Below are 24703 nucleotides of genomic sequence, written 5' to 3' on the forward strand. Positions count from 1 at the left end.
ATCCGTTGCGTACCGACACAATTTTCTATCAACTGTTTCAGACCTTTCCTACCCTACTAATGGAACTGTTGGGGGAAGACCCTGCCGCCATTGCCAGCTATCAGTTCACCTCGGTGGAAGTCAAGGAAAAAGCCTTTCGTTTTGATGGGGTATTCCTGCCCCAAAGGGAGGATAAAACTATCTGGTTTGTAGAAGTGCAGTTCCAAAAGGTGCATGAATTTTATAGCCAGTTATTTAGTGAGATATTTCTATTTTTGCAACAGTACCGCCCGGTGCAGGATTGGGGGGTGTTGGTGTTGTTTCCAGACCGGCAGACGGAACCAGCTTTAGGTAAACAATATCAGGAATTGCGGGGGCGAGTGCGAGCCATTTATCTGAATGAATTAAAACCGGGGACATCGGTGATATTGGGGCTAGTGAAATTAATTGTTACCCCAGAAACAGAAGTCATTAAAGCGGCACAGACATTGGTGGAAACGGGGAAAGGGGTGGATGGTTTGCTAGAATTTGTGGAGACGATACTGATTTACAAGTTAAAGACCTTGAGCCGGGAGGAGATAGAGCGGATGTTTACCTTGGGAGATTTACGGCAGACGCGGGTGTATCAAGAAGCCAAGCAAGAGGGTCGCCAAGAAGGTCGGCAAGAAGGTCGGCAAGAGGGAGAACAGAGGGGGAAACGAGAGATACTTCAACGATTACTCACCCGCAAGTTTGGCAGTGTACCCGATGATCTAAACACCAAACTGGCACAGCTATCCTTAGACCAACTGGGGGAAATTGCTGAGGCGATTATTGACATCTCTTCCCTGGAGGAGTTGGAAAATTTGCTGACCTAATTAAACAAATCCGTTGCGTACCGACACAATTTTCTATCAACTGTTTCAGACCTTTCCTACCCTACTAATGGAACTGTTGGGGGAAGACCCTGCCAGCATTGCCAGCTATCAGTTCACCTCGGTGGAAGTCAAGGAAAAAGCCTTTCGTTTTGATGGGGTATTCCTGCCCCAAAGGGAGGATAAAACTATCTGGTTTGTAGAAGTGCAGTTCCAAAAGGTGCATGAATTTTATAGCCAGTTATTTAGTGAGATATTTCTATTTTTGCAACAGTACCGCCCGGTGCAGGATTGGGGGGTGTTGGTGTTGTTTCCAGACCGGCAGACGGAACCAGCTTTAGGTAAACAATATCAGGAATTGCGGGGGCGAGTGCGAGCCATTTATCTGAATGAATTAAAACCGGGGACATCGGTGAGATTGGGGCTAGTGAAATTAATTGTTACCCCAGAAACAGAAGTCATTAAAGCGGCACAGACATTGGTGGAAACGGGGAAAGGGGTGGATGGTTTGCTAGAATTTGTGGAGACGATACTGATTTACAAGTTAAAGACCTTGAGCCGGGAGGAGATAGAGCGGATGTTTACCTTGGGAGATTTACGGCAGACGCGGGTGTATCAAGAAGCCAAGCAAGAGGGTCGCCAAGAAGGTCGGCAAGAAGGTCGGCAAGAGGGAGAACAGAGGGGGAAACGAGAGATACTTCAACGATTACTCACCCGCAAGTTTGGCAGTGTACCCGATGATCTAAACACCAAACTGGCACAGCTATCCTTAGACCAACTGGGGGAAATTGCTGAGGCGATTATTGACATCTCTTCCCTGGAGGAGTTGGAAAATTTGCTGACCTAATTAAACAAATCCGTTGCGTACCGACACAATTTTCTATCAACTGTTTCAGACCTTTCCTACCCTACTAATGGAACTGTTGGGGGAAGACCCTGCCAGCATTGCCAGCTATCAGTTCACCTCGGTGGAAGTCAAGGAAAAAGCCTTTCGTTTTGATGGGGTATTCCTGCCCCAAAGGGAGGATAAAACTATCTGGTTTGTAGAAGTGCAGTTCCAAAAGGTGCATGAATTTTATAGCCAGTTATTTAGTGAGATATTTCTATTTTTGCAACAGTACCGCCCGGTGCAGGATTGGGGGGTGTTGGTGTTGTTTCCAGACCGGCAGACGGAACCAGCTTTAGGTAAACAATATCAGGAATTGCGGGGGCGAGTGCGAGCCATTTATCTGAATGAATTAAAACCGGGGACATCGGTGAGATTGGGGCTAGTGAAATTAATTGTTACCCCAGAAACAGAAGTCATTAAAGCGGCACAGACATTGGTGGAAACGGGGAAAGGGGTGGATGGTTTGCTAGAATTTGTGGAGACGATACTGATTTATAAGTTAAAGACTCTGAGCCGGGAGGAAATAGAGCGGATGTTTACCCTGGGAGATTTACGGCAGACGCGGGTGTATCAGGAAGCCAAGCAAGAGGGAGAGCAGAGGGGTAAGGTTATAGCTTTGCGGGAGACCCTTCACCGCCAAATCACCCGCAAGTTTGGCAGTGTACCTGATGATCTAAACACCAAACTGGCACAGCTATCCTTAGACCAACTGGGGGAAATTGCAGAGGCGATTATTGACATCTCTTCCCTGGAGGAGTTGGCGCATCGATTGGGTTGAAATCAGTCTTGTCATGGGACATAGCAATCTTATCAGAGATTGAAACAGTAATCCCATAGGAAGTGTGATGGAAATTGATTTCCGTAACCAGCCGTTGCGTAATCTGCGTAATCATTGAAGATGGCTATAGTTTGCAACCAGATTGCTGTAGTTTTTCCATAAAAAAAGCCCCCACTTGGAGATGGAGGCGAATCGCAACTTAGGAGGTTTCCATTACGACCGCATCAACCGTCGTAGTAGAGCGCAAATTCGTAGGGGTGGGGCCGCAAACGCATCGGGTTGACTTCGTTATCCAGCTTCCAGGCGATCCAATTTTCGATAAAGTCTTCGGAAAACACCCCGCCCGCTAACAGGAAATCATGGTCTTTTTCCAGGGCGGCTAGGGCATCTTCCAAGGAACCGGGGGTGGAAGGTACCTTGGCCAATTCCTCCGGGGTGAGTTCATAGATGTTGCGATCCAACGGTTCTCCGGGGTCAATTTGGTTTTTGATCCCATCCAATCCGGCCATCAACATGGCAGAAAATGCCAAGTAGGGGTTGCTCATGGCATCGGGACAGCGGAATTCCAAGCGTTTGGCCTTGGGATTGGCACCGGTGATGGGAATCCGAATCGAGGCGGAGCGGTTGCCCTGGGAGTAGGCTAGGTTTACGGGGGCTTCAAAGCCGGGCACCAACCGTTTGTAGGAATTGGTCGTCGGGTTGGTGAAGGCCAGAACCGCCGGGGCGTGTTTCAAAAGCCCGCCAATGTACCACAGGGCCAACTGGCTCAAACCGGCGTATTTATCCCCGGCGAATAGGGGTTGGCCGTCCTTCCAGAGGGACTGGTGGGTGTGCATCCCGGAACCATTATCGTTGAACAGGGGTTTGGGCATAAAGGTGGCGGTTTTCCCCCACTTGCGGGCGACGTTTTTGACCACATATTTATAGGTCATCAGGTTGTCCGCCGCTTGGATGAGTTTTTCAAACCTGATCCCCAGTTCATTTTGGCCACCGGTGGCGACTTCGTGGTGGTGTTTCTCAATCGGCACCCCCAGCTTGCCCATCGTCAACAGCATTTCCGTGCGGATGTCTTGCTGGGAATCAATCGGCGGCACCGGGAAATAGCCCTCCTTGTAGCGGGGTTTGTAGCCCAGGTTGCCCCCTTCTTCCTTTTTCCCCGTGTTCCAACGGCCTTCGCTGGAATCCACATGGTAAAAGCCCTCGTATTCTTTCTGGTCAAACCGCACATCATCGAAGACAAAAAATTCCGCCTCGGGACCAAAAAAGGCCACATCCCCAATGCCCGTGCTGTAGAGATAGTCCAAGGCCCGCTGGGCAATCGCCCGGGGACAACGGCCATAGAGATTGCCGGTGCGGGGGTCCTTAATCGTACAGATCATACTCAGGGTGGGGGTGCTCATAAATGGGTCAATCCAGGCCGTCGCCGGGTCAGCACACTTGAGCATATCGGATTCGTTGATCGCCTTCCAGCCCCGGATACTGGAACCATCAAAGGGCATCCCAGTCGTAAATGTATCCTCATTAATCAGGCTACTGGCGTAGGTACAGTGTTGCCACGTCCCCAGCATATCCACGAACTTCAAATCCACCACTTCAATATTCTGATCCCGGATCATCTGCAAGACTTCTTGCGCGGTTTTCGCCATGAACTTACGCTCCTAAAAACAGATTCCGTCCACAATGCGCCAATCTTAAAGACCTGTGGGGCAGGAGTTTGTATCTTGAGATACCATTTGTCCAGGAAGAGCCCCACCAAAATCGTTACGGAGCGCAACGAAAGTGGGTGTGGGGGAATTGGCGTGGTAAGCTAAGGACTGCTGTAAAAACCGCTTTTCGTCATCAGGGTACTGCCATGCAAGATGCCATTACCAGTTTAATCGCCCGTTATGATCTGGCCGGACGCTACTTTGACCGGAATGGAATTGACCGTTTACAAAGCTATTTTGATACGGGTCTGGCTCGGATTCAGGTGGCGCGTCTGATCAATGGGGAGGCGGCCAATCTGGTACGCACGGCGGCTTCCCAGTTGTTTACCGAACAGCCGGAGTTGATCCGGCCTGGGGGCAATGCCTACACCACCCGCCGCTATGCCACCTGTCTGCGGGATATGGACTATTTCCTGCGCTATGCGACCTACGCTTTGGTGGCGGGGAGTACGGATGTCCTGGATGAGCGGGTGCTAGAGGGTCTGCGGGAAACCTACAATTCCCTGGGGGTGCCCCTGGGGCCTTCGGTGCGGGGGATTCAAATCCTGAAAGAGCAGGTACAGGCAATCGCCGCCCAGGCGGGGATCGCCGGGGATTTTATCAGCGAACCCTTTGACCATCTCAGCCAAGGGTTGAGCGAACAGGACATTTAGCCGACGGAACATCACCCTTGAAAGAACGTCTGGATACCCTGCTGGTCACCTTGGGACATTGCCCCAGCCGCCAACAGGCCCAACGGGTCATCCAAGCGGGTTGGGTGCAGGTCAATCAACGGGTGGTGGATAAACCGGGTACCCTGGTGCCGATGGACAGTTGCATTACCCTCCATGCCCGTCCGCCCTACGTGTCCCGGGGTGGGGAAAAACTGGCCCATGCCCTCCACACCTTTGGGCTAGGGGTCGCTGACCGGGTGGCGTTGGACGGGGGCATTTCCACCGGGGGTTTTACCGATTGTTTATTAAAGCATGGTGCCCGCCGAGTGTATGGGGTGGATGTGGGCTACGGGCAGGTGGCCTGGGAATTGCGTCAAGACCCCCGGGTGCGGCTGTGGGAACGCACGAATCTTCGGCATCTGCAACCTGAGCAACTCTACCAGCCCGATGACCCCTGGGCGGATTTGGGGGTGGTGGATGTGTCGTTTATTTCGGTGACGAAGGTGTTACCGGCTCTATGGCAGTTGTTGGCTCCGCCCCGGGAAGCGGTGATTCTGGTCAAGCCCCAATTTGAGGTGGGTCGGGCGCAGATTGCCAAAGGCGGGGTGGTCAAGGATGCCCAGGCGCAGGTGCAGGCGATTAGGCAAGTGGCAACGAGTGCCGAAGCTCTGGGTTGGCAGGTGCAGGGGTTGACCCCCTCCCCCCTCAAAGGCCCGGCGGGAAATTGCGAGTATCTGCTGTGGCTAGGGACAACCGGCAACCGCATCGCCTGGGATGAATCAGCCCTTGTCCCCCTGATTTCCCCATGATTGCCCCCACACCCCCAGGATTTTAGGTTTGGTTAGGGAATGATTGAGAATAACCTCCAGATGTCCTGGTCTCAGACCGCAAAGTAATCCCGCACCGTCGCCCCCAAATGCGCCACCACTGCCTCCAGGGAAGGGAGCCGCACGGGCGGGGGTGCCACACTCCCAAAAACCTGTACCCACAAATCCGGGTCAGGATGGAGTTGCATCGAACCCTGGTAGAGAACGCTCCGCCCCCGCCGTAGTTGGGCACTGCCAATGAATTTCTGCCCCGTCTCCGTCACCAAATCCGCTGGGGTGGCTTCCGCAAAACAACTGACCTGCCCTCGGGATGGGGTTGCTTGCCCCTGGTGCAAATGAACTCCTAGGGCGTGCCAGCCGTGGATTAACCAGTCCTGCAACCGTTGGTACTGTTGCCGACAACCCCCAGGCACCATTTCCGTCACCAGAGCGTAACACAAGTCCCCTTGGTGCAAAACAGCGGCTCCCCCGGACGGACGACGCACGACCTCCAGGGGTTGCCCTTGGTAATGGCACTGCCGCCAATGCTCCGGCCAGTCCTGCTGGTGATAGCCCAGGGAAATCGCCGCTGGTTGCCAAAGATAGAAACGCAGGGCGCCCCGAAATTCACCCCGTTGGTGAGCCGTCAGGAGGTCAAGGTCCGTTTGCATCTGTTGTTGCCCCGACCCTACGGTTAAAGGGAGCAAAATCCAGGGCACCGATGATGTTAAAGTAGGATCACGCATCAAATTTGCTTCGGCGGGATGTAGCGCAGCTTGGTAGCGCACTTCGTTCGGGACGAAGGGGCCGTGGGTTCGAATCCCGCCATCCCGATTTAATCTAAATCTAATCTAAGGGCACTTCTATTTATATTTATTGGACACCTCCATAGCAGTCCTAAATGAGAATGGAACAGGGGTCGCAGGGGCGTAGCCCCCGTTTGAGGTTCTCGAATTAGTATGGGGATTCGAGCCAGATAACCTTTATTTTCGGAGATGTTTTAAGGTGTCACCCGGTCAATGACTTTAATTTTGCCTTCGGGTGTCACCTGCCACACGTCATAACTGCCCACCACATCCCCAAATTCGTCAAAATCCACATTGCCGCTTGCCCCCTGGTAATCAATTTTTTTCCCCTGCTTGAGTAAAGCCAATCCCTCACACACATCACTCACCGGCTCACCCCCTGACCCGGAGATTTCTCGAATTTTGGGGGCAATGTCCACCCCCCGATTGCTCCCGGCTGCCTGCGCCGCCAACAGAATCACCGCCGCCGCATCCCAGGTTTGGGGCATATAGGGTCCCGGTGCTTGCCCCCGTTTTTCCTGCCAGAGCTTCGTCAAAGCCGCCAAAGCCGGTCCATCCGCCCCCGGCACGGTGCCAATCGCCCCACTGATCAACGATTGCCCCTGCTGATTCTTGCCCACACTGGCGACAAATTCCTCCGACTGCACCGCATCCGTGAGCAGTACCTGCACCCCCGGCAGTAACCCCTGTTCATAAGCCGATTTGAGCAGTAACGCCCCGGTTTCCGCATACACCGCCGCCATCACCGCCTGGGGTTGACCGGCAAAGGCACTGCGGGCTTCACTTTCCAAAGTGCTGGCATTGGGGTCATAGCGGGTGGGACGGTTGACAATCTGCCCCCCCTTTTGGCGAAACGCCTGGGTAAATTCCTGCTCAAACCCCAGCCCATAGCTATTATTAATCACCACCGTACTCACCCGGTTCAACCCCCGCTTGCGCGCCAACTGCGCCAAAGCCGCCCCCTGGTAGGTATCCGGGGGAGCCGTGCGAAACCAAAACCCCTTGTACTCTCCCTTTTTCGCCCGCTCGGTAAATTCCGGGCTGGTACTTCCCGGCGACACCATCGGCACCTGATTCCGCACCGCCACATCCAAAGCCGCCTGGGACACACTGCTGGCGAAGGAACCCACCACGCCCCCGACCCGGTTCACCTCCACCAACTTGGTCATCGCCGCCGCCCCCGCTGTCGGCTGGGTTTGGTCATCCTCCTGAAACACCTGCACCGGCTGACCGTTCACCCCACCACAGGCATTCACCTGATCCACCAACATTTGCACTGCTGGAATCATCCCCTGCCCAATCGGTGCCAAATCCCCCGTCGCCGGTAACAATACCCCCAAACGCAACCCTTCCGATGCTGGTTGACAGCCTGCCCCCACCCACGCTAAAAGTAATGCCGTTGTCATCATCCGTTTCATAACTTCCCCACCGGTGAAAATTGCTGTTAACTATAGCATTATCCTGGAAATTTTCATGTTTTATCCGGGGTCAATACGATGATCCACAAAGTAGGTAATCCGGCGAAATTTTTCCAGATTTAATTCCCTCATGGTTTGTTCCATATATTGCCGACTGGCTGTTAAATCATGACAAACCGGGTCATTTGTATGCAATTTTACATAGCCCACCTGATAGATGGGAACCTTACCATAAAAAGCCGCCCAATTGCTATAGGTACTAGGGGGGGCAATGATATAGTCACAGCGGGCTAAGGCATATAAATCCTCAACCACGTGACCCGTGCCAAAATGAACCGAAAAATCAGCAAAAATATTCACTTGCTCTCGAAAACTCTCGTCAGAAAAAATTAAAAATCCCACCCGTTTTTCTGGAAAAAAATTGACCATCTTTTCCATCACAATTTGCCACATTTCTAACCCATGAAACCCACCATAAAGGCGATAATCTCCCGCTCGGACATGTAAACCAACCAACACATCATGGTGATCCCGCAGGGGTTTTAGGAGTTCTTCCACTCGTTTTTGATAGATAGGTAGGGGGGTGAAGCATTCCCGAATGGTGTCTTGATATTTGCTAAAACAACGGGGTGCCCGGACATACCACGCCCGGATCAATAGCATTTTTTTGACCAATAAATCATCAATCAACAAAGGATTACCCCAGTGTTTGCCCGGTTCCGGTAGCACCTGTACCTGGGACTTCAAAGCAGGATAAAAATTCACCAATTTCCGCACCGCCCGCACCCCCGTATAAATCGTATTTCTCACCCAGGGTTGGTTCACGGGCAGATGATTCCACACATCCCGACGGACGGGGAACCGAAATACATGGGGATCGGGAGCCGTACCTACAAAATAGGGGGCATATTCTGCCAGTCCCCAATCCATTAAGGTGTGATGGGTTTCCAAGGCATAAGCCATTAAATGGGCGGTAATCAATAAACGATTTCCCAGTCGCCCAAATCGGTGGGTTAAAACGATCATGGCTGTTTCATCACACAAGGGGTAGTACGCTATAATATTCCAGCTTGATTGATGTTAATGGATTAGGGTAGCTTAGGAAAAGGTTTCAGTCCGATTGGCATACCCATGTTCAAATCCCTAACGTGGTGTCCCCACTCGCCGGGGAATCCGAGAATAATCGCTTTCAGGAAGTAGGCTATGGCAACCCTACTTGATTAACGCACAGAAATTCCCCAGAACCCAGTACGGGGGCAGTGCCCCTGCGACCCCTGTTCCATTTTTCATTTAGGATTGCTACAAATATTTTTCTAAGTAGTATTTTGAATAGTCTTTCCCGAATATCTCTCCAATAAAGAAACTATTTATTACATAGGGTTCTACGGCGGGATATTTCAGAAACTCTTGATTATCCTTATTTATTTCAACAAAACTGCTTAAGTATTCAGCAGTCATTTGGTTTGATTTTTGACAAATAAATAGCTCAATAAGCTCTATATGTTCTTCGGGAATATGAGACTCTGAAAGGTTTAATTCCTCTAGCTGTAGTGCCATACCTGCACTCATAAAGCTTGTGACAATTGGTTTTATATTCGTAATGATAATGCCGCTTATGGCACTATGGGTTACTTCTCCTTCAATACGAACAATTTCTCTATTGAGCTTTTCATCGAGAGGTAATTTACCCTCTTCAACAAATACATCTGCTTTCCTTGTTAAGATAGTACCTGAAATGTCCGTAGGACTAAAATTACTAATAATTGCATTGATCTCTGCTTGTCTAGGGAGTTCTTCAAAGTATGCCTTTATTTCTTGCATAAAGTCTTGATAAATTTTTTCATATTCTCTTGCAGTCATTTTGTTGTCCTTTTAGAGTTTACTGATGTATCTTCAGAGCATTATACTTGCTATTCTCTTGGGTTGTAGGGTAGGAGCGACTTTAGAGGGATCAAGCCGCTTCACTCGCCGGGGAACTCAATTCATTGGAAATGAGACTATAGGGTTATGAGTTCAGGTGTTGCACCAGTGCGTTTGCTGATGGGTCTAGGGTTGTGTAGTTGGATGCTGACTATTGCGCCAAGCATAATCACGATTCCAACTCCAAAAACTCCATTTCTTACCACACAAACGGGTTTTCAAACCTATCTCAATGCCCGCTTTGGTTATCGCATTGTCTATCCAACCGACTTTATTCCCCAGGGGGAATCCGAAAACGGGGATGGGCAGGTTTTTATGGGTCGAGATGGTGCCAAACTGCGGGTTTGGGGTGGGTACAATGTCCTGCAAGAAACCCCCGCCAGTGCCCTACAGCAAGAACTCCGCCGTTGTCGAGAAAACCGCCGCCAGGTGACGTACCGCACGGTTGGGCAAGGATTTTTCGTCCTATCGGGCTACGAATCGGATCGCACTCGGATTTTTTACCTCAAAAAAATGGTTCGCCCTTCGCTCCAGGTCGGTTTCGAGTTTGTTTATCCCGTGAAAAACCGTAGTCGCTATGACCGGGATGTGACTTTTATGGCGAATTCCCTGCGCCTGCTGACTCCTTAAACACAAATTTATCAAGTTTCTACCGTTCGATCACCTGACCCAGTGTTATTGCTGTGCCTTTGGACGAAAACGCAGTTCCATGCTGACAATTCTATTGGTTTTTAGTCCCTAATTTTTTCCCAAGACCAGCGGCGTATAGTCAGACTTTATTATTACAATTGGATTTCTGGGTCAAGCTGGTGGACGGATTTGAACCGACGACCTACTGATTACAAGTCAGTTGCTCTACCAGCTGAGCTACACCAGCCTATCACTTTCGCATCATAGCATTAATTCAGGATTGTGAAATGATAGGGCACCTCTATTTATTGCCACCACTAGCAGATTATTTCGTTAAGATGCCCATAGTATCAGGAACCATACACCGCAGGTGCTTCCTTGACGGGGACTACGCCCTTGCAACCCATTTTTAGACGTACCATATTATGCAATGCCTCTATAGCTGTACCACGCCAGCCATCAGTTTGATCCATCCCAAATTATTCATCATTACCAACATATAGCAATCCTAAATGAAAACGGAATAGGGGTCGCAGGGGCACCGCCCCCGTATTTGGTTCTGGAGAACTTCTGTTCACTAATCAAATAGGACTGCTATAGGACTACCGAAAATTATTTGTGGTGAAAAGAATCAAAAATTCAGCGGTTGAAATAAATCCGCTACGGGTAGCTTGAATCCGGGGATCACCATTTCTCCATCCAGGGTGTCATTCATTTTTAACAATCGCTCTGGCTCCTGGGCAGAATGATAAACCAGGATGTAATGTTGCGTCGGACTAATTACCCAAACCAAACGCCCAGAATTAGCAAAATATTCTTCAATTTTGCCCTCCATTTCCGCCACCGTATTGCCTGGGGATAAAATTTCCACCGCTAGGTCGGGGGCACCTTCTAAAAAACCGATGGGTAATGCGGTCATGCCTTGCAGGCGTTCCTTGCTAAAAAAAGCAATATCCGGCGAACGGCGATTGCCATTTTTCATCTTAAAAGCTGTGCTGGAATCGAATAAAACACCTAATTTTTGAGCATGAACCACAGAAAATAAAGCAGAGCTTAAAATGATAGCGATATTGCCATGCAACGCTCCAGAACTACCCATATCTACCAGTTCTCCATTGACAACTTCATAACGATGGCCGTCCTGGGGCAAAGCCATAAATTCTTCATCAGTCCAGTTTTTTTTAGGGGCAATCGTGCTGGTCATGGGAACTTCCTAGGTGACTTTTTGTTCTAATACCCGATACAGGGCTTTCAAGGCATCATTTTCATCTCGGGTAATCTGTTGATCCATCAGTGCCAAACCAATGGCTTTGGATAAAACCAAGGCACTTAACTCGGGTTCCAAATTATCAATTAAATCGTCTAGATCGGTAGGAACTTTCAACGCCGCCCGGATGCCCAACACCATCTCCTCAGACAGCCCCAGGGCATAAAGTTGGGGTTGAATTTGCTCCCAGTCCTGGCTAAATTGGGGATTGCCGACTCGAATCACATGGGCAAGCAGGCGGTTGACCTGATTTTGTTGCGCCGGCGTCATCTGGGGATAGGTTATTTCCCCAGCCGTGGGTGCTTGGGGTTGACTGGTTTCTAAATTTTGTAAAATTGACCGCCATTCTTCTTCGGTGCAGAGTTCCGGTCGCCCCACCCGCAGGGAAACCCGGATGTGGTTGCCGGTTGTGGAGAGTTCCGTCACCTGCGCCTGCACCCCCAGGTAGCCGAGCCACTGGGACACCATCACCACCAGTTTGCTCCCCGCCGATTGGGCTTGCGTCAGCAGTTGAATCTGGGCACGAACGAGGGGGCGTACCAACTGCGCCAGCATGGCTCACATTCCACGACAACACCCCCATCCTAGCCGATTAGTAACGGGGGAGGGTCGGGTCAACTTGGAGGGCATAGGCTTCCAACCCGCCCGCTAGATTGGCGACCTGGGCATACCCCTGCTCCAGCAACCAGGCGCACACCTGGGCGGAACGCACCCCGTGATGACACACCACGACCACCGGTTGGTTGGGGTCGAGTAATTCCTGAACCTGGACAGACCACTGGGCAAACTCACTCAAAGGGAGGTGTAAACAGTTGGGTAATTTCGCCCGTTCCACTTCCCACCACTCGCGCACATCCAAAATTTGTAAGCTTGGGTTTTGAGCCAGCTGTTGGGCTAAATCTGAGCCACTAATTTGGTTGATCATGGTTCCGATTACTGTCCAAAGGTTTGGGATATTGGGGAGCATCCAGCTATTAGATTAATATAGCAGTCCTAACCCAATGGGGGAAACAAATTTGCAAAAGATATGGCAATGCTCAATGGTTTATGTTGTGTGAATTATAAGTAAGATAACCAAGTAATATGGGAGTCGGTGTCGAGCGACCCTTGATGCTCTAAATATGTAATTTTACCTAATTTTTGCCTACAATCACAGCTTGATTACTATAGCAATCCTAAATGAGAATGGAACAGGAGTTGTAGGGACACCACCCCCGTATTTGGTTCTGAAAAATTTTTGTCTGAAAATCAAGTGGATTGCTATATGTATTTATATAATGTTTACGTTTGCAATTGGTTCCTGAAATACTAGTTGGGCGACAGGAATGCCATAGTGGAGGGGTAATATGGGACAAGAAAAAGTATTCCAAAGACACCAGCAACGCGTCTTTTTCAAGAGTCAAGACCTTGATTTCTACCTGGTATGGGCAATGGGCTTCTCGACCTATCAAGGGGCTGAACTTGGAGAATGCTTGCGTATTGCATCACAAATCAACGAGAGTGATCTGGCAAGCTGGGTAAGAGCATGGAAAACGATGGCCGCTCACCTGGAACAAGTGGCTGCGGTTATGCAGACCAAGGGTCACCTAGTGAGTGCCCATGAAACCTACCTGCGCGCGATGACCTACTACCGCTTCGCCTCCGTTTGTCAACCTCCTCAAGACCCCGATTTGCCTGCAACCTGGCAAAGGATGAGGGAGTGTTTTCGCAAGGTGGCCGAGTTGTCCAATCCACCCATCACCCCGCTTCAGATACCCTTTGAGGGCAAGACGCTCACGGGTTACTTTATGCGACCCGCTATGTCGGGCACGAAGCGCCCGACCTTGCTGGCAGTCAGCGGCGGCGAAGGTGTGGCCGAAGATATGTATTTCTTCGGTGGCTTAGCTGGCATTCGGCGCGGTTATAGTGTCTTGATGTTTGAGGGGCCAGGACAAGGTCAGGCAATCCTGGATGGAATGACCGTTCGTCTAGACACCGAAGTAGTTGCAAGACAGATTGTAGACTTTGCATTAGAGTTGCCCGAAGTAGACGGTAAGCGCCTGGCGATTTACGGGATTAGCGGCGGCGGCTATGCGGTCACAAGAGCCGCCGCTTTCGAGAAGCGAATCAAGGCATGTATTGCTAATCCGCCAATCATTGATCTTCCGCGCGTTTTGCAGTCGGAATGGGGTGCCTTCCAGAAAGCCCCAAATACAGTCAAGGAGATGGTGCTGGGAATTCTTACCCGCCGAAATCCCGTGGCGCGGCTTGCATTGAGCAAACTTCTCTGGTCGGCGGGCGTTGACCGAATTACTGAATATATGATGAAAGTCAGCGAGGCACGCGTTGAGGTGGAGAATATCGAGTGTGCCCTGCTATGCATGGTTGGTACTGCTGATCCAGTAGAGTGTATTCGGCAAACGCACGAGTGTTACGACCGACTGCGAGGGCAAAAAGCTATCCGCGTATTCACCCCCGAAGAAGGTGCCGACGCCCATTGCCAGGTGAACAACTTGAGTCTTTCTAATCAAACGCTGTTTGATTGGTTAGATGAGGTTCTAATGTAGCGTCAAAGTGCCGCCCAACCTGCGCTTGCACCTGACGCCGCTCCGCTGCGCTTCGCGGCGCAGGTGAAGCGCAAGCCGCTAGGAGGATTTGACAATTTTTATCCACCCGAAAAGTGGAGTTAGAAACGGAATTTCATCTGACGTTCAACTCCCCAGCCTGGATTCGAACCAGGGACCAATCGATTAACAGTCGATCGCTCTACCGCTGAGCTACTGAGGAATGCGTTTTTTATCATAGCAAGCTGGGGGGTATTTCAGCAACCTTTAGCGGGGAAGGACTTGTCCCTGCACCACCTGAAATTGTTGCGCTCCCGCCAGCCAGGGGGGATAAAACCGCTCTAAATCCGTGGTGGTAATGATGGTTTGCACCCGCTCCCCAATTACGGTGAGCAACTGCTGTTGCCGTTTCAGGTCTAGTTCCGCCAGTACGTCATCCAAAAGTAAGAGGGGGGTTTCGCCCAGGACGGTTTCCAAAAGCTCTAATTCCGCCAATTTGAGAGCCAGAACCAGGGTGCGCTGTTGCCCTTGGGAGGCGTAGGTGCGGGCGGGCTGACCGTTGAGACGGAAATGCACCTCGTCCCGGTGGGGGCCAACCAGGGTGGTTTTTTGGGCGAGTTCGGCGGGCAGTTTCATTTCAAGGTGTCGCTGGAATTGCGCCCGAATCACTTCGTTGTCATTCTCCGGCACGGGCACACAGGGGGCGTAGGTGATGTCTAGGGTTTCTGCGGCTTGGCTGATGCGTTGGTGCCAGGTCTGGGCGAGGGGTGCCAACCGTTCCAGGAGACGAAAACGACGGCGGATCAGGCGGGTGCCGGTTTGGATCAGCAGGTCATTCCAGGGGGTGAGGTGGGCTGGGGTCAAGGGTTCCTGCCGGAGGAGCGCATTCCTTTGCCGCAGAACCCGTTGGTACTCCTGCAAAAGTTGGCTGTACAGGGGTTCCAGTTGCACCAGGGTTTGATCCAGCCAATCCCGGCGTTGCCCCGGGCCGCCCCGCACCAGTTCTAAGTCCAGGCAGGAGAAAAATACCGCCCGCAGATACCCCAAAAAATCCACCTGCCGCCGTTGGGTCTGCTGATTCACCGCCAGGGTACGCCGCCCAGAAGCCCGCAGGGTCAAGGTTAACTGCGCCGGGTCGGGTTGTCGCTCCACTTCGGCGTGCAGGCGTGCCATGGCCTGATTGGTTTGGATCAGGTCCCCATCCCGCTGGGCCCGGGGGGAATGGAGGGTTGCCAACAGCAAAATCGCCTCAATCAGGTTGGACTTGCCCTGGGCGTTGTCCCCCAGCAGGATGGTCTGTCGGCCGGTGAAGGTGATCGCCTGCTCGGTGTAGTTGCGAAAGTGCCATAGGTGCAGATGGTGTAAATACACCGATCACCGCTGATACATGGAGGGCAGGTATTCCCCCAGGTGATGTTCCCACAGTTCCACTTCTGCTTCGAGGCGATGCACCAGTTCCTCTGTGTCGTTCAAAACCGCCGGGAGGGTGCCATCGGTGATGTGTTGGCGCAGGTCGCAGATGGCTTTACGGGCTTCGGCGGTGGATACCCGTGCCGTCAGGACTTCCCGGCGCACCTGGATGGCTTGCACCTGCTGTTCCAGATGGCGCAGTTGTTCCTGGAGTTGGCGGCAGTGGAGGCTCTGGTGGACAAGGGCCTGTTGCAATTCCTGGCGAATTTGGGGACAAACCGCCCGTTGTAGCTGACGACGGAGCCGCCGTTGGGTCGCCACCACCAAGGCCACCATCCGTTTGACCTGGAGCAATTGCCGCTGTAATTGGTTCACCCACTGCTCCAACAGCCGTTCCGGGTCAGGGGACTTTCGCCAAGGCCACAGGTTCACCGGGGCACCTCTAGGGATAAACACGGGCCGTCATGCCCTTTGCCTTTAAGTCTGCCACAAATTGTTCCGCCTGATCCCGTGCCTCAAAGGCGGCCAGTTGAATCTTGACCCCGTCGGAAAATTGCCAGACGAAGGCTTCCGGTACTACCTTTTGGGCTTCCGTGAGGCTCTGCTCATTCCGGTAGTCCGTGACCACATAGTAAAATGCCGGGCTGGGACTGGCCGCTGGGCTGGCTTTCGGGCTGGCGGTGGGAATGGCACTCACATCCGGCAGTTCCTTACGGGTGAGATTGGGGACGGGAGCGAGGTTAGAGGCATTGGGGGAGGACACCACCGCACTCTCCGGCGGCGGGGCGGGCACTGTCAACTGGGGGCTATGGGTCGGCCGGGGCTGTTCCCGGTGCAAAAGCAACAAAATTCCCAAGGTACCGAGGGTGGCCGCCGTGACCCCCAGGGCAAAACCCAAAACCGGCTGGCGCAATCCTCCCTGGGACAGGGTTCGCTGGTGGGGTTCCGAGAAGGTCTCTACCCAGGGGTCCCCTACCGCCTCCGGGGGCACCGCCAAGGTTCCCGCTGGGGCATGACGGCGCGCAAACACCCGGTTCAGACGCTCCGACCAGGAGGGCCGGGGGGGCACGGACAGGACGGATGCCACGCCTTCTGGTTGTATTTGCTCTTCTGGTGCCACTTCTGCGAGCAAGTGGGCGACCTCATCCGTAATTTCATCCTCCCCCGCATCCAATTCCCCTGTATCCAAAAGAGCCAGGGCATCCGGGGGTGGGGCCGCTGGCGGCACAAAAGCCACCGTTGCCTCCAAGTCTTCCGGTTCTTCCGGCAGTTTGGTCATAGCCACTGTCGCATCCAATGCCGGTGCAACCTCTGGGGAGGGCATGACTGCCTCCGTCGGTTCCAGGGGCGCATCCGCACTGGCCGCCGGGGGAAACGTCCAAGCGGTGTCCGGGGGTGGGGTGGGGTGACTGCTCAAAAGCGACTGCCAAAATTCCGGTTGCCAACGGTGCCGCTCCGTCTGTAATTGGCGCAATTCCTGCTCCAGGTCAATATCCAGGCAGGCTAAAGCCCCCATCAAGGTCGTCCGCTCCGCAGTGGTTCTCATGGTCACACCTCACAGAAAATTAAAGGTTGCGGGGGAGGAGCGAAGTCAGCGACGAGAACCTAATTACTCCCGGCAAAAATGACATTCGGGAATCGGTTTTGTGCCTCTTGGAGGGTATGGAAACGGGTGGCTCTACCCTCCTCCCAATAGTTAATCACTTCCGTCGCTTGATTCAATAATTCTACTTTATCCGATTCAGGAATCCAGGATTTGGCATCCAGTTCATTTTTCAGTTGTTCCCAGGCGTTGTCCCGGGGCCAAAAAAAATAACAGGTCAAGGGACTGCTCCCCGTACCCACAATCTGATCCACCGCCAGCCCCACATCTTTTTGCAACCAGAGGGCTTTCAACTGAAATTTAAGCAAACGAACCTCCAGAATCAATTTATTGATGGATGATGACAATGATAGTCTATTACGATAACTTATTCCTGCCGTTTTTGCCATCCTGCGCTTGCCATGTCGAAGTTGGGGCTATTGATCTGCGATATTGATGGGGTGATTCGGGATGTGCGCCATTCCTACCGGCGGGCGATCCAGGCGACCGTTGCCCACTTCACCCAGGGACAGTACGAACCGACTTTGGCGGCTATTGACCAACTCAAAAGCGAAGGCTATTGGAACAACGACTGGTCGGCGACCCAGGAATTGCTCCGGCGTTGGGGGAAAAATGTGCCCCTGGAGGCGGTTATCACCCACTTTCAAACACTGTATTGGGGCGATACGGAGACCCCCACCGGCTTGATTACCCAGGAGGAATTGTTAATTACGGCGGAGTATTTTCACCAATTAAGCCAACGGGGTTGGGGATGGGGATTTTTCAGTGGTGCCCCCCGCCGGGAAGCCCAGTACGCCCTGGAACGGTTGGGGGTGAGTTCTGCCCCCTTGGTGGGGATGGAGGATGCACCGGCAAAACCTGACCCGACGGGACTTTTGCGGCTGGTGGCGACCTGGAATTGCCCCCCCGGTACGCCCGTGATTTATGCCGGGGATACGGTGGCGGATATGCTGACGGTGCGGGCGGCGGAGCAGGAACAACCGGGGTATCGCTGGGTCGCCGTCGGGATTCTCCCCCCCCATGTACAAGCAAATCAGCAGGCGATTGATAGTTATACAAAAACATTACAACAGCAGGGAGCCGACCTGGTTTTGCCTAAACTTAATCTGTTGATTCCCGAATCTGTGCTACCTTAGCGGCGGGAACTGGGGCAGGTATGAATCAAGACTTAGACGCACTTGAGGAAGCCGGTATAGAACCTGGGGAGCCGGAGGTGCCGGTGGTGGTGGAGCGGTTGAGTCGTTGGGAGCGGCGGATTCAGGCGACCATTGCGATTCCCCAGCCGGTGGAACCGATTTGGCGGGTGTTGACTGACTATGAAGCCCTGGCGGATTTTATCCCCAATTTGGCGGTGAGTCGCCGATTGGCACACCCAGAAGCGAAGATTCGTTTGGAGCAGGTGGGCACCCAGCCGCTGTTGAAATTTAATTTTCGGGCACGGGTAGTAGTGGATATTGAAGAATTTTACCCGCAACGCATCGCCTTCACGGGGGTGGAAGGGGATTTTAGCCGGTTTGATGGGGCGTGGTCTTTGCAACCCCAAGCCACGGCAACCCAGTTATGTTACCTGGTGCATTTGCGTCCCCGGGCGAGCTTACCGGTGCGATTGATTGAGGGGCGGATCACCCGGGGGATTCAGAGGAATTTACTGGCAATTCGGGAGCGGGTGAATCAGTTGGTCATGACATAGCTAGGGAACGTTCCCGATGGGAAACCAGCATTTCTAAACCGACGGTGCCGGTCAAATGTTGCCAGGGTAAAAAGGCATTTTCTACCCAGTTGTCATGCACATAAAAATCTAGGGGCGGCAGTTGTCCTTTTAATTCCTTAAATGCCCGTCGAATACCCCCCAGGGAAACCCCATAACTGCGGGTGAGCAAAAGAATTTCCGTTAAGCGGCGATCCCCCCGGGAAATTAACGCCTGTACCAGGGAATCTTTGTAGCTTTCCGGGCGAAATTCTACCCCCGATTTCCCCAATTGTTTGCCCAAGAATTGCAGACGTTTTTCCGCCAGGGGATTCACCCCCAACCACTGCCAAGGGGTCTGGGCTTTGGGGACAAAAGTACTGCATCCCAGGGTTAAACGTAGCCGGGGCGTGAGTTTGCGTAATTCTTGCGCTAGGTTAATCGTAGCTTGTATATCGGTTTCAGTTTCCGTAGGTACGCCCACCATTGTGTAAAGTTTTAAGCCTTTTAAGCCCCCGGTTTGGGCAGTTTGAGCCGCCTGGAAAATTTCCGCCTGGGTGAGTTTTTTGTTAATTACCTGGCGCAATCGTTCCGAACCACTTTCTACGGCAATGGTTAGGGATTGGGTCTGATGTTGCACCAGGGTTTTTACGAGTAATTCATCCACCGTTGCCGCCCGCACGGAAGCAATACTGAGGCGCATGGCATCAAATTCTGGTTGGTTGAGATAGGTTAATAATTCAGGAAACTCCGGGTGTTGCGTCACCGAAGGACCGAGTAAGCCAATCCGGTTGGTCACCTGTAACCCCCGTGCAATGGCAGGAATTAACCCCTGTGCCATCCCCGCCTTGCGAAAGGGCAAGGTTAAATAACTGGCGAGGCAAAACCGGCACATTTCTGGGCAACTGCGTACCACCTCCACCATGTAAATGTTTTCCCAGGCGGCATGGGGGGTAACAATCGTAGAAGTGGCGAGGGTATTGCCTTTATGGGTTTGTCGTTGAATGTTTGACGGCGCATCCGGGTGGGGGATAATTGTCTCAATTGCCCCCGTGATATTGGTATAAATGGGTTGATAAAATTGGGGCACATAAACCCCCGGAATCTGGGCTAATTTTAATAACTTTTCCAGTCGGTCACTCTGACGGATTTCTTGATAGTGATCTAAAAAATTGGGGATTAATTCTTCCCCATCGCCGAGCAAAATTACATCAAAAAAATTGGCAAACGGTTCCGGGTTGGCACTCAACACGGGACCACCCCCAAACACCAAAGGATGGTGATTTTCCCGTTCCCGGCTCAACAGGGGAATACCGAACTGCTCCAACAGGTCAAAAATGCGGGGATAATCCAATTCCCAACCACAGGAAAACCCCACTAATTCCGGCGGCTCCGGCACCGGTTCCCCCCCATCCGTGAACCAACGGCTCACCCGCACATCGGTTCGTTGCGCCAACATTCCCCAAATCCACTGGTACCCCAGACTGGTAATGCCCACCGTGTACGTATTGGGAAACGCCCACACCACCGGCACTGCCCCCACAGAAGGCATGGCTGGGGTCAACAGGTGAATTTCATCCGCCCAAGGAAGATTCACTGGGGTTTGCTGAGGGTAATGTTAAGTGATATTAAGAAATGGCTAGGGTTTTCCAGAGGTTTCTTAGTAAAATGTAACCTAAGTTTCGTTGCCGTCCCACTGGCGGTGGGGGGGTGGCTGGTTCTCCTAGCCTAATTAACCCTTACAATCGAAGCTGTCGGTACAAAAAAGATTTAAGACGAAGGAGGCGTGTAGTCAATGGGACTACCCTGGTATCGTGTTCATACAGTCGTCATTAATGACCCGGGGCGGCTGATTTCGGTGCATTTAATGCACACGGCGCTGGTGGCGGGCTGGGCTGGTTCGATGGCGCTCTACGAGTTGGCTATTTTTGACCACACCGACCCGGTGTTGAACCCCATGTGGCGGCAGGGGATGTTTGTTCTGCCGTTCATGGTGCGTTTGGGTGTGACCCAATCCTGGGGGGGCTGGAGCATCACGGGTGAACCGGCGACGGATGCGGGCATTTGGTCGTTTGAAGGGGTGGCGGCGGCGCATATTATTCTGTCGGGTCTGTTGTTTTTGGCGGCAATTTGGCACTGGGTCTATTGGGATTTAGAACTGTTCCGTGACCCCCGCACGGGCGAACCGGCTTTGGATTTGCCCAAGATGTTTGGCATTCACCTGTTCCTATCTGGTCTGCTGTGCTTTGGGTTTGGGGCATTTCACCTCACGGGGCTGTTTGGACCGGGGATGTGGGTGTCTGACCCCTACGGGTTAACGGGTCATGTGCAACCGGTGGCACCGTCCTGGGGACCGGAAGGGTTTAATCCCTTCAATCCGGGGGGCGTGGTGGCGCACCATATTGCTGCGGGCATTGTGGGGATCATTGCGGGGCTGTTCCACCTGACCGTGCGACCGCCCCAACGGCTCTACCGGGCACTGCGGATGGGGAATATCGAAACCGTGCTTTCCAGCAGTATTGCCGCCGTATTTTTCGCCGCTTTTATCGTGGCGGGGACGATGTGGTACGGTTCGGCGACCACCCCCATTGAACTGTTTGGTCCCACCCGTTACCAATGGGACAAGGGCTATTTCCAGCAGGAAATTCAACGGCGGGTGCAGGCGGATTTGGCGGCGGGTCTCACCAAGGAGCAAGCCTGGTCGAACATTCCCGAAAAATTGGCTTTCTACGATTATGTGGGCAACAGTCCCGCCAAGGGCGGTTTGTTCCGGGTCGGACCGATGAACAAGGGGGATGGGCTGGCTCAGGGTTGGCTGGGTCATCCCGAGTTCAAGGATGCCGAGGGGCGTATCCTGACCGTGCGCCGTTTGCCCAATTTCTTTGAAACCTTCCCGGTGGTGCTGGTGGATCAGGACGGGGTGGTACGGGCGGACATTCCCTTCCGGCGGGCGGATTCCCAGTACAGTATCGAGCAAACCGGGGTGACGGTCACCTTCTACGGGGGCGAAAACAACGGCAAAACCTTTACCGACCCGGCGATGGTGAAGCAGTTTGCCCGCAAAGCCCAACTGGGGGAACCCTTCGCCTTTGACCGGGAAATTTTCAACTCGGATGGGGTGTTCCGCACCAGTCCTCGGGGTTGGTTTACCTTCGGTCATGCCTGTTTTGCTCTGCTGTTCTTCTTCGGTCACATCTGGCACGGCTCCCGCACCCTGTTCCGGGATGTGTTTGCCGGGATTGACGAAAGCGTTACCGAGCAGGTGGAATTTGGTGCCTTCCTGAAAGTGGGGGACAAAACCACCCGCCGCACGGAAGAAACAGCGGTTTAATTTACCCTAATATCCATCCCTTGGGGGGTCAGGGGTTTCCTGGCTCCCTATTTTTTGAGTATGGCAACACTAAATTAAACGAGATAAATAAATTAAATTAACACTGGAACAGGGGTCGCAGGGCACCGCCCCGCCTTGGTTCTAGGGAATCTCACTTCTCGCTTATCACTCCTTACTCCTCACTGCTCGTTGCAGGGCACCGCCCCGCCCTCGTTCTGGAAAACTTTTATTGTTAAGACTTTTTCGGCAACAAACTGCGAATCCCCAACAGGAAAAAACCAACGGCAGCGACAATTTGCACCGCATCCAAGGGCAAAATCTGCGTCAGTTGCTCCCCCAGAAACACCCCCAAAAAACTAGCCGTGATCAGGGCAGTCGCCGTACCCAAAAACACCCACCGGGGCGCTGTCGAACCCCCACTCAGGGCAATAGTTGCCAATTGGCTTTTATCCCCAATTTCTGCTAAAAAAACCGTTAAAAAAGTCAATCCCAATAACTTCCAATTCATGCCTGCCAACCCTGAAGAATATCCCAGCTCAACCACAGGGCAACCACCAGGAAAATTAAACCAGAAATGATCTCAATGCGCCGGGGATCAAGCCGTTGACTAAGCCATTGCCCCACAAACACCCCCAAAAAACTGGTGGCAATTAACGCCAAAGCCGCCCCCCCAAAAATCACCCAAGGTTGTTGGGAAGAACCCGTCATCAATAGGGTGGTAATTTGGGTTTTATCCCCCAATTCCGCCAGCAAAACCGTTGAGAAACTGCCCAGGAAAATTTTTAGCCGTGCCGGATGGATGGGCTGGCTGACGGTTTCCGGGTGCTCCGTTTCTGGTATCATTCCCCTCCCTGACGCTTAAACCCCCTCATCCTAGCATTCCCAGGGATAGGGGCACCCTAAGCATCAAATAATACCGGGGTAAAGGAGCCATGTAGCCCGTAGGGAATGTGATGGTGGAGATGCAAGGTCGCCACCGGGGTCACATCCGCCGCATTTAGAATGACAATATCACTACATTGACGGGCGGCATTATAGACAAACGTAATTAACCAGCCCTGGTCTTCCGCCTCACCCCTGGGCACAAAGACCGGTTCACTCACAAAGCCCCGACTGCCCGCCAGCCACATCTGTTGCCGCCCGGTTTGGACATCCAGCGCCATGATCCCTTGCAGGGGCGCATTCGCCACCGGGTCAGCCGCCACCCCCAAGTAAACCCGTTGGTACTCCCGTCCCACCCGTTGGGGATGCACCTGGGGAAATTCACAACACCGTTCCAACAACAGGGTATGGGTCACCTGATGGGTGGTTAAATTCACCCGAAACCGCCGCAGTTGACCGCTCGGCAGACTGGCAAAATCAATGGTTTGGTAGTCCGTTTGTTGGTCAATAGTGGGAAAATGGCTGTAACAAATCGAATCTAAAACCAATTCATTCCCTTGCTCATAGCCATTGGCGTGGTGAAACACAAAACAGGGATCCGTTAAAAATACCCGCACGGCGCCACCCCGACGGGGAATCACCAAAATCCGGGTGGGTTGTTCCCGGTCAAACTGTAAACATTGTGCCGCCCCAGTTAATCCCAAAACGTAGGGAAGGGGGTTAAAATTCACCGGATTTTGAAAGAAAATATAGTAGTTCTCAGTGACAATAAAATCGTGTAAAAAGGCAAAGCCACTGATGGGGTGTTCTTGCTGACGAATCAACTGCCAGCTTTGGTCAAATTCATAAAGGTTGATCTGACTGTTGGGTCCCGTTTGTACCCCAAAATTCACCAAAAAGCCCTGGGGATCAATACGAGGATGGGCGGAAAATCCTTGACCATTGGGGACAAGTCCGCCGAGATTATCTAAACCCAAAGTATCTAAAGTTTGGGGGTCAAGCCGGTAGGGGGGAGCCGCTTCCCAAAGGGCTAACAATTTGCCACCCCAGTAAATCACATTCGTATTGGCGATATTTTTCAAACGCAGGTCAAAAATGTTATTGAACCAGCCCCCCGGTTTCAACGTGCCAAATACGCCCCGGTAGAGAATTTTGTCTGCCCGTTGTTCCGCCTGAAATTCCGGGGTTTGCACATAACGGTTGCGATAAAACGCCCGCCCTTCCCGAAAACTCACCTGATTCACCATGCCGTCCCCGTCAAAGGGATGGTGGTACTTCTGCCCACCCCGATCCAAACGCCCTGGTCCATTGCGAAACAGGGTGCCGGTCAAATCCGCCGGTATCGTGCCCGTGATGTCCTCAATCCAGTAGGCAAACTCCTGGGGTTGGGTGCGGTGCCCCCCCTGCCAATCGTCCAAACGGTAGGAAAACGAGGTGGTGGCGGTCATAACGGTCAACAGATGGGATGTTAAAGAATCGCAACAAATTGATTTTAGCGTGGGGGTGGGGGCATTTGATGGCAGAATTAAATGTGGGCAATT

The 24703-nt window shown here is 52.5% G+C and carries 26 protein-coding genes and 3 tRNA genes; 11 read left to right on the forward strand and 18 right to left on the reverse strand.

The annotated features are described in order from the left end of the window. Positions 1 to 5 precede the first annotated feature (5 nt). The 3 genes from MLD66_RS02320 to MLD66_RS02330 are packed head-to-tail and all read left to right on the forward strand — an operon-like array spanning position 6 to position 2500. Positions 6 to 836, forward strand: a complete 831-nt coding sequence (locus tag MLD66_RS02320; protein WP_247215333.1) for an Rpn family recombination-promoting nuclease/putative transposase — start codon at positions 6 to 8, stop codon at positions 834 to 836. Between the two features lie 13 nt (positions 837 to 849). Then, positions 850 to 1680, forward strand: coding sequence for an Rpn family recombination-promoting nuclease/putative transposase (locus MLD66_RS02325; RefSeq protein WP_247215334.1), 831 nt, complete (start codon positions 850 to 852; stop codon positions 1678 to 1680). 13 nt (positions 1681 to 1693) lie between these two features. Next, positions 1694 to 2500, forward strand: coding sequence for an Rpn family recombination-promoting nuclease/putative transposase (locus tag MLD66_RS02330; protein ID WP_247215335.1), 807 nt, complete (start codon positions 1694 to 1696; stop codon positions 2498 to 2500). A 224-nt stretch (positions 2501 to 2724) separates the two neighbouring features. Here the strand turns inward: MLD66_RS02330 and glnA are convergent, their stop codons facing one another. Further along, complete coding sequence (gene glnA, locus MLD66_RS02335) at positions 2725 to 4146, reverse strand: type I glutamate--ammonia ligase (protein WP_247215336.1); 1422 nt, start codon at positions 4144 to 4146, stop codon at positions 2725 to 2727. 206 nt (positions 4147 to 4352) lie between these two features. Here glnA and apcB point away from each other — a divergent pair, with 206 nt between their 5' ends. Together apcB and MLD66_RS02345 are read left to right on the forward strand one after the other, a co-directional pair. Beyond that, positions 4353 to 4859: an allophycocyanin subunit beta gene (gene apcB, locus MLD66_RS02340; protein ID WP_247215337.1), complete on the forward strand. Its 507-nt coding sequence runs from the start codon at positions 4353 to 4355 to the stop codon at positions 4857 to 4859. A gap of 17 nt (positions 4860 to 4876) precedes the next feature. Then, complete coding sequence (locus MLD66_RS02345; RefSeq protein WP_247215338.1) at positions 4877 to 5668, forward strand: TlyA family RNA methyltransferase; 792 nt, start codon at positions 4877 to 4879, stop codon at positions 5666 to 5668. 71 nt (positions 5669 to 5739) lie between these two features. Here the strand turns inward: MLD66_RS02345 and MLD66_RS02350 are convergent, their stop codons facing one another. Continuing rightward, a complete protein-coding gene (locus MLD66_RS02350) occupies positions 5740 to 6453 on the reverse strand; it encodes a lipoate--protein ligase family protein (RefSeq protein ID WP_247215339.1) in 714 nt (237 codons plus the stop codon). Here MLD66_RS02350 and MLD66_RS02355 point away from each other — a divergent pair. Next, positions 6426 to 6499: transfer RNA gene (locus MLD66_RS02355), tRNA-Pro, on the forward strand. The two genes, MLD66_RS02350 and MLD66_RS02355, sit on opposite strands and share 28 nt — an antisense overlap. A gap of 166 nt (positions 6500 to 6665) precedes the next feature. On the opposite strand, the gene MLD66_RS02360 is transcribed toward MLD66_RS02355, so the two are convergent. The 3 genes from MLD66_RS02360 to MLD66_RS02370 all read right to left on the reverse strand — a co-directional run bounded on the left by MLD66_RS02360 (position 6666) and on the right by MLD66_RS02370 (position 9749). After that, a complete protein-coding gene (locus MLD66_RS02360) occupies positions 6666 to 7889 on the reverse strand; it encodes an ABC transporter substrate-binding protein (RefSeq protein ID WP_247215340.1) in 1224 nt (407 codons plus the stop codon). Between the two features lie 60 nt (positions 7890 to 7949). Further along, entirely contained in the window at positions 7950 to 8915 is a 966-nt protein-coding gene (locus MLD66_RS02365) for an alpha-1,2-fucosyltransferase (protein WP_247215341.1), read from the reverse strand. Positions 8916 to 9188: 273 nt separating this feature from the next. Next, positions 9189 to 9749 (reverse strand): hypothetical protein, encoded by a 561-nt coding sequence (locus MLD66_RS02370; RefSeq protein ID WP_247215342.1) that lies wholly within the window; start codon positions 9747 to 9749, stop codon positions 9189 to 9191. A 204-nt stretch (positions 9750 to 9953) separates the two neighbouring features. Between MLD66_RS02370 and MLD66_RS02375 the strand changes: the two genes are divergently transcribed. Next, positions 9954 to 10439: a hypothetical protein gene (locus MLD66_RS02375; RefSeq protein ID WP_247215343.1), complete on the forward strand. Its 486-nt coding sequence runs from the start codon at positions 9954 to 9956 to the stop codon at positions 10437 to 10439. A 174-nt stretch (positions 10440 to 10613) separates the two neighbouring features. Here MLD66_RS02375 and MLD66_RS02380 read toward each other — a convergent pair. From MLD66_RS02380 to MLD66_RS02395, 4 genes are all read right to left on the reverse strand, one after another. Further along, positions 10614 to 10686, reverse strand: a tRNA-Thr gene (locus MLD66_RS02380). Between the two features lie 384 nt (positions 10687 to 11070). Next, positions 11071 to 11643 carry a Uma2 family endonuclease gene (locus MLD66_RS02385; RefSeq protein ID WP_247215344.1) on the reverse strand — a complete coding sequence of 191 codons (573 nt, stop codon included), beginning with the start codon at positions 11641 to 11643 and terminating at the stop codon, positions 11071 to 11073. A gap of 9 nt (positions 11644 to 11652) precedes the next feature. Further along, positions 11653 to 12261 carry a hypothetical protein gene (locus MLD66_RS02390; RefSeq protein WP_247215345.1) on the reverse strand — a complete coding sequence of 203 codons (609 nt, stop codon included), beginning with the start codon at positions 12259 to 12261 and terminating at the stop codon, positions 11653 to 11655. Positions 12262 to 12298: 37 nt separating this feature from the next. Next, positions 12299 to 12631 carry a rhodanese-like domain-containing protein gene (locus tag MLD66_RS02395; protein WP_247215346.1) on the reverse strand — a complete coding sequence of 111 codons (333 nt, stop codon included), beginning with the start codon at positions 12629 to 12631 and terminating at the stop codon, positions 12299 to 12301. A 421-nt stretch (positions 12632 to 13052) separates the two neighbouring features. Between MLD66_RS02395 and MLD66_RS02400 the strand changes: the two genes are divergently transcribed. After that, positions 13053 to 14252, forward strand: coding sequence for an alpha/beta hydrolase (locus MLD66_RS02400; RefSeq protein ID WP_247215347.1), 1200 nt, complete (start codon positions 13053 to 13055; stop codon positions 14250 to 14252). Positions 14253 to 14400: 148 nt separating this feature from the next. Here MLD66_RS02400 and MLD66_RS02405 read toward each other — a convergent pair. The 5 genes from MLD66_RS02405 to MLD66_RS02425 form a co-directional block, all read right to left on the reverse strand. Then, positions 14401 to 14472, reverse strand: a tRNA-Asn gene (locus tag MLD66_RS02405). A gap of 44 nt (positions 14473 to 14516) precedes the next feature. After that, positions 14517 to 15620, reverse strand: a complete 1104-nt coding sequence (recF, locus tag MLD66_RS02410) for a DNA replication/repair protein RecF (protein ID WP_247215348.1) — start codon at positions 15618 to 15620, stop codon at positions 14517 to 14519. 3 nt (positions 15621 to 15623) lie between these two features. Beyond that, positions 15624 to 16091, reverse strand: a complete 468-nt coding sequence (locus MLD66_RS02415; RefSeq protein ID WP_247215349.1) for a hypothetical protein — start codon at positions 16089 to 16091, stop codon at positions 15624 to 15626. A gap of 10 nt (positions 16092 to 16101) precedes the next feature. Next, entirely contained in the window at positions 16102 to 17205 is a 1104-nt protein-coding gene (locus tag MLD66_RS02420) for an SPOR domain-containing protein (protein WP_247215350.1), read from the reverse strand. Between the two features lie 59 nt (positions 17206 to 17264). After that, a complete protein-coding gene (locus MLD66_RS02425; protein ID WP_247218925.1) occupies positions 17265 to 17570 on the reverse strand; it encodes a 30S ribosomal protein PSRP-3 in 306 nt (101 codons plus the stop codon). Between the two features lie 93 nt (positions 17571 to 17663). Here MLD66_RS02425 and MLD66_RS02430 point away from each other — a divergent pair, with 93 nt between their 5' ends. Continuing rightward, complete coding sequence (locus MLD66_RS02430; RefSeq protein ID WP_247215351.1) at positions 17664 to 18398, forward strand: TIGR01548 family HAD-type hydrolase; 735 nt, start codon at positions 17664 to 17666, stop codon at positions 18396 to 18398. Positions 18399 to 18418: 20 nt separating this feature from the next. Continuing rightward, the gene (locus MLD66_RS02435; protein ID WP_247215352.1) at positions 18419 to 18952 is read left to right on the forward strand and encodes an SRPBCC family protein; all 534 of its coding nucleotides are present in this window, start codon (positions 18419 to 18421) and stop codon (positions 18950 to 18952) included. Here the strand turns inward: MLD66_RS02435 and MLD66_RS02440 are convergent. Continuing rightward, entirely contained in the window at positions 18942 to 20546 is a 1605-nt protein-coding gene (locus MLD66_RS02440; protein ID WP_247215353.1) for a radical SAM protein, read from the reverse strand. The genes MLD66_RS02435 and MLD66_RS02440 overlap by 11 nt on opposite strands. Before the next feature lie 198 nt (positions 20547 to 20744). On the opposite strand from MLD66_RS02440, the gene psbB reads away from it, so the two are divergent. Further along, positions 20745 to 22280 (forward strand): photosystem II chlorophyll-binding protein CP47, encoded by a 1536-nt coding sequence (psbB, locus tag MLD66_RS02445; RefSeq protein WP_247215354.1) that lies wholly within the window; start codon positions 20745 to 20747, stop codon positions 22278 to 22280. Between the two features lie 232 nt (positions 22281 to 22512). Here psbB and MLD66_RS02450 read toward each other — a convergent pair whose 3' ends face one another. From MLD66_RS02450 to MLD66_RS02460, 3 genes are read right to left on the reverse strand one after another with little or no spacing between them, the layout of a single operon-like run. Continuing rightward, positions 22513 to 22788, reverse strand: coding sequence for a TMEM165/GDT1 family protein (locus MLD66_RS02450; protein ID WP_247215355.1), 276 nt, complete (start codon positions 22786 to 22788; stop codon positions 22513 to 22515). After that, positions 22785 to 23123, reverse strand: coding sequence for a TMEM165/GDT1 family protein (locus tag MLD66_RS02455; RefSeq protein WP_247215356.1), 339 nt, complete (start codon positions 23121 to 23123; stop codon positions 22785 to 22787). Before MLD66_RS02455 ends, MLD66_RS02450 begins: the two co-directional genes overlap by 4 nt. 56 nt (positions 23124 to 23179) lie before the next feature. After that, positions 23180 to 24610: a carotenoid oxygenase family protein gene (locus MLD66_RS02460; protein ID WP_247215357.1), complete on the reverse strand. Its 1431-nt coding sequence runs from the start codon at positions 24608 to 24610 to the stop codon at positions 23180 to 23182. Positions 24611 to 24703: the final 93 nt, after the last annotated feature.

The organism is Synechococcus sp. C9 (assembly GCF_022984075.1).
In the GTDB taxonomy this organism is placed as follows: Bacteria; Cyanobacteriota; Cyanobacteriia; order Gloeomargaritales; family Gloeomargaritaceae; genus Gloeomargarita.

What these genes read in the sequence shown, in the direction of transcription:
- glnA (WP_247215336.1), bottom strand. Translation starts at nt 4,146, where the DNA reads ATGGCGAAAACCGCGCAAGAAGTCTTGCAGATGATCCGGGATCAGAAT.
- apcB (WP_247215337.1), top strand. Translation starts at nt 4,353, where the DNA reads ATGCAAGATGCCATTACCAGTTTAATCGCCCGTTATGATCTGGCCGGA.
- MLD66_RS02360 (WP_247215340.1), bottom strand. Translation starts at nt 7,889, where the DNA reads ATGAAACGGATGATGACAACGGCATTACTTTTAGCGTGGGTGGGGGCA.
- MLD66_RS02365 (WP_247215341.1), bottom strand. Translation starts at nt 8,915, where the DNA reads ATGATCGTTTTAACCCACCGATTTGGGCGACTGGGAAATCGTTTATTG.
- MLD66_RS02370 (WP_247215342.1), bottom strand. Translation starts at nt 9,749, where the DNA reads ATGACTGCAAGAGAATATGAAAAAATTTATCAAGACTTTATGCAAGAA.
- MLD66_RS02375 (WP_247215343.1), top strand. Translation starts at nt 9,954, where the DNA reads ATGCTGACTATTGCGCCAAGCATAATCACGATTCCAACTCCAAAAACT.
- MLD66_RS02385 (WP_247215344.1), bottom strand. Translation starts at nt 11,643, where the DNA reads ATGACCAGCACGATTGCCCCTAAAAAAAACTGGACTGATGAAGAATTT.
- MLD66_RS02390 (WP_247215345.1), bottom strand. Translation starts at nt 12,261, where the DNA reads ATGCTGGCGCAGTTGGTACGCCCCCTCGTTCGTGCCCAGATTCAACTG.
- MLD66_RS02395 (WP_247215346.1), bottom strand. Translation starts at nt 12,631, where the DNA reads ATGATCAACCAAATTAGTGGCTCAGATTTAGCCCAACAGCTGGCTCAA.
- MLD66_RS02400 (WP_247215347.1), top strand. Translation starts at nt 13,053, where the DNA reads ATGGGACAAGAAAAAGTATTCCAAAGACACCAGCAACGCGTCTTTTTC.
- MLD66_RS02420 (WP_247215350.1), bottom strand. Translation starts at nt 17,205, where the DNA reads ATGAGAACCACTGCGGAGCGGACGACCTTGATGGGGGCTTTAGCCTGC.
- MLD66_RS02430 (WP_247215351.1), top strand. Translation starts at nt 17,664, where the DNA reads ATGTCGAAGTTGGGGCTATTGATCTGCGATATTGATGGGGTGATTCGG.
- MLD66_RS02435 (WP_247215352.1), top strand. Translation starts at nt 18,419, where the DNA reads ATGAATCAAGACTTAGACGCACTTGAGGAAGCCGGTATAGAACCTGGG.
- psbB (WP_247215354.1), top strand. Translation starts at nt 20,745, where the DNA reads ATGGGACTACCCTGGTATCGTGTTCATACAGTCGTCATTAATGACCCG.
- MLD66_RS02450 (WP_247215355.1), bottom strand. Translation starts at nt 22,788, where the DNA reads ATGAATTGGAAGTTATTGGGATTGACTTTTTTAACGGTTTTTTTAGCA.
- MLD66_RS02455 (WP_247215356.1), bottom strand. Translation starts at nt 23,123, where the DNA reads ATGATACCAGAAACGGAGCACCCGGAAACCGTCAGCCAGCCCATCCAT.
- MLD66_RS02460 (WP_247215357.1), bottom strand. Translation starts at nt 24,610, where the DNA reads ATGACCGCCACCACCTCGTTTTCCTACCGTTTGGACGATTGGCAGGGG.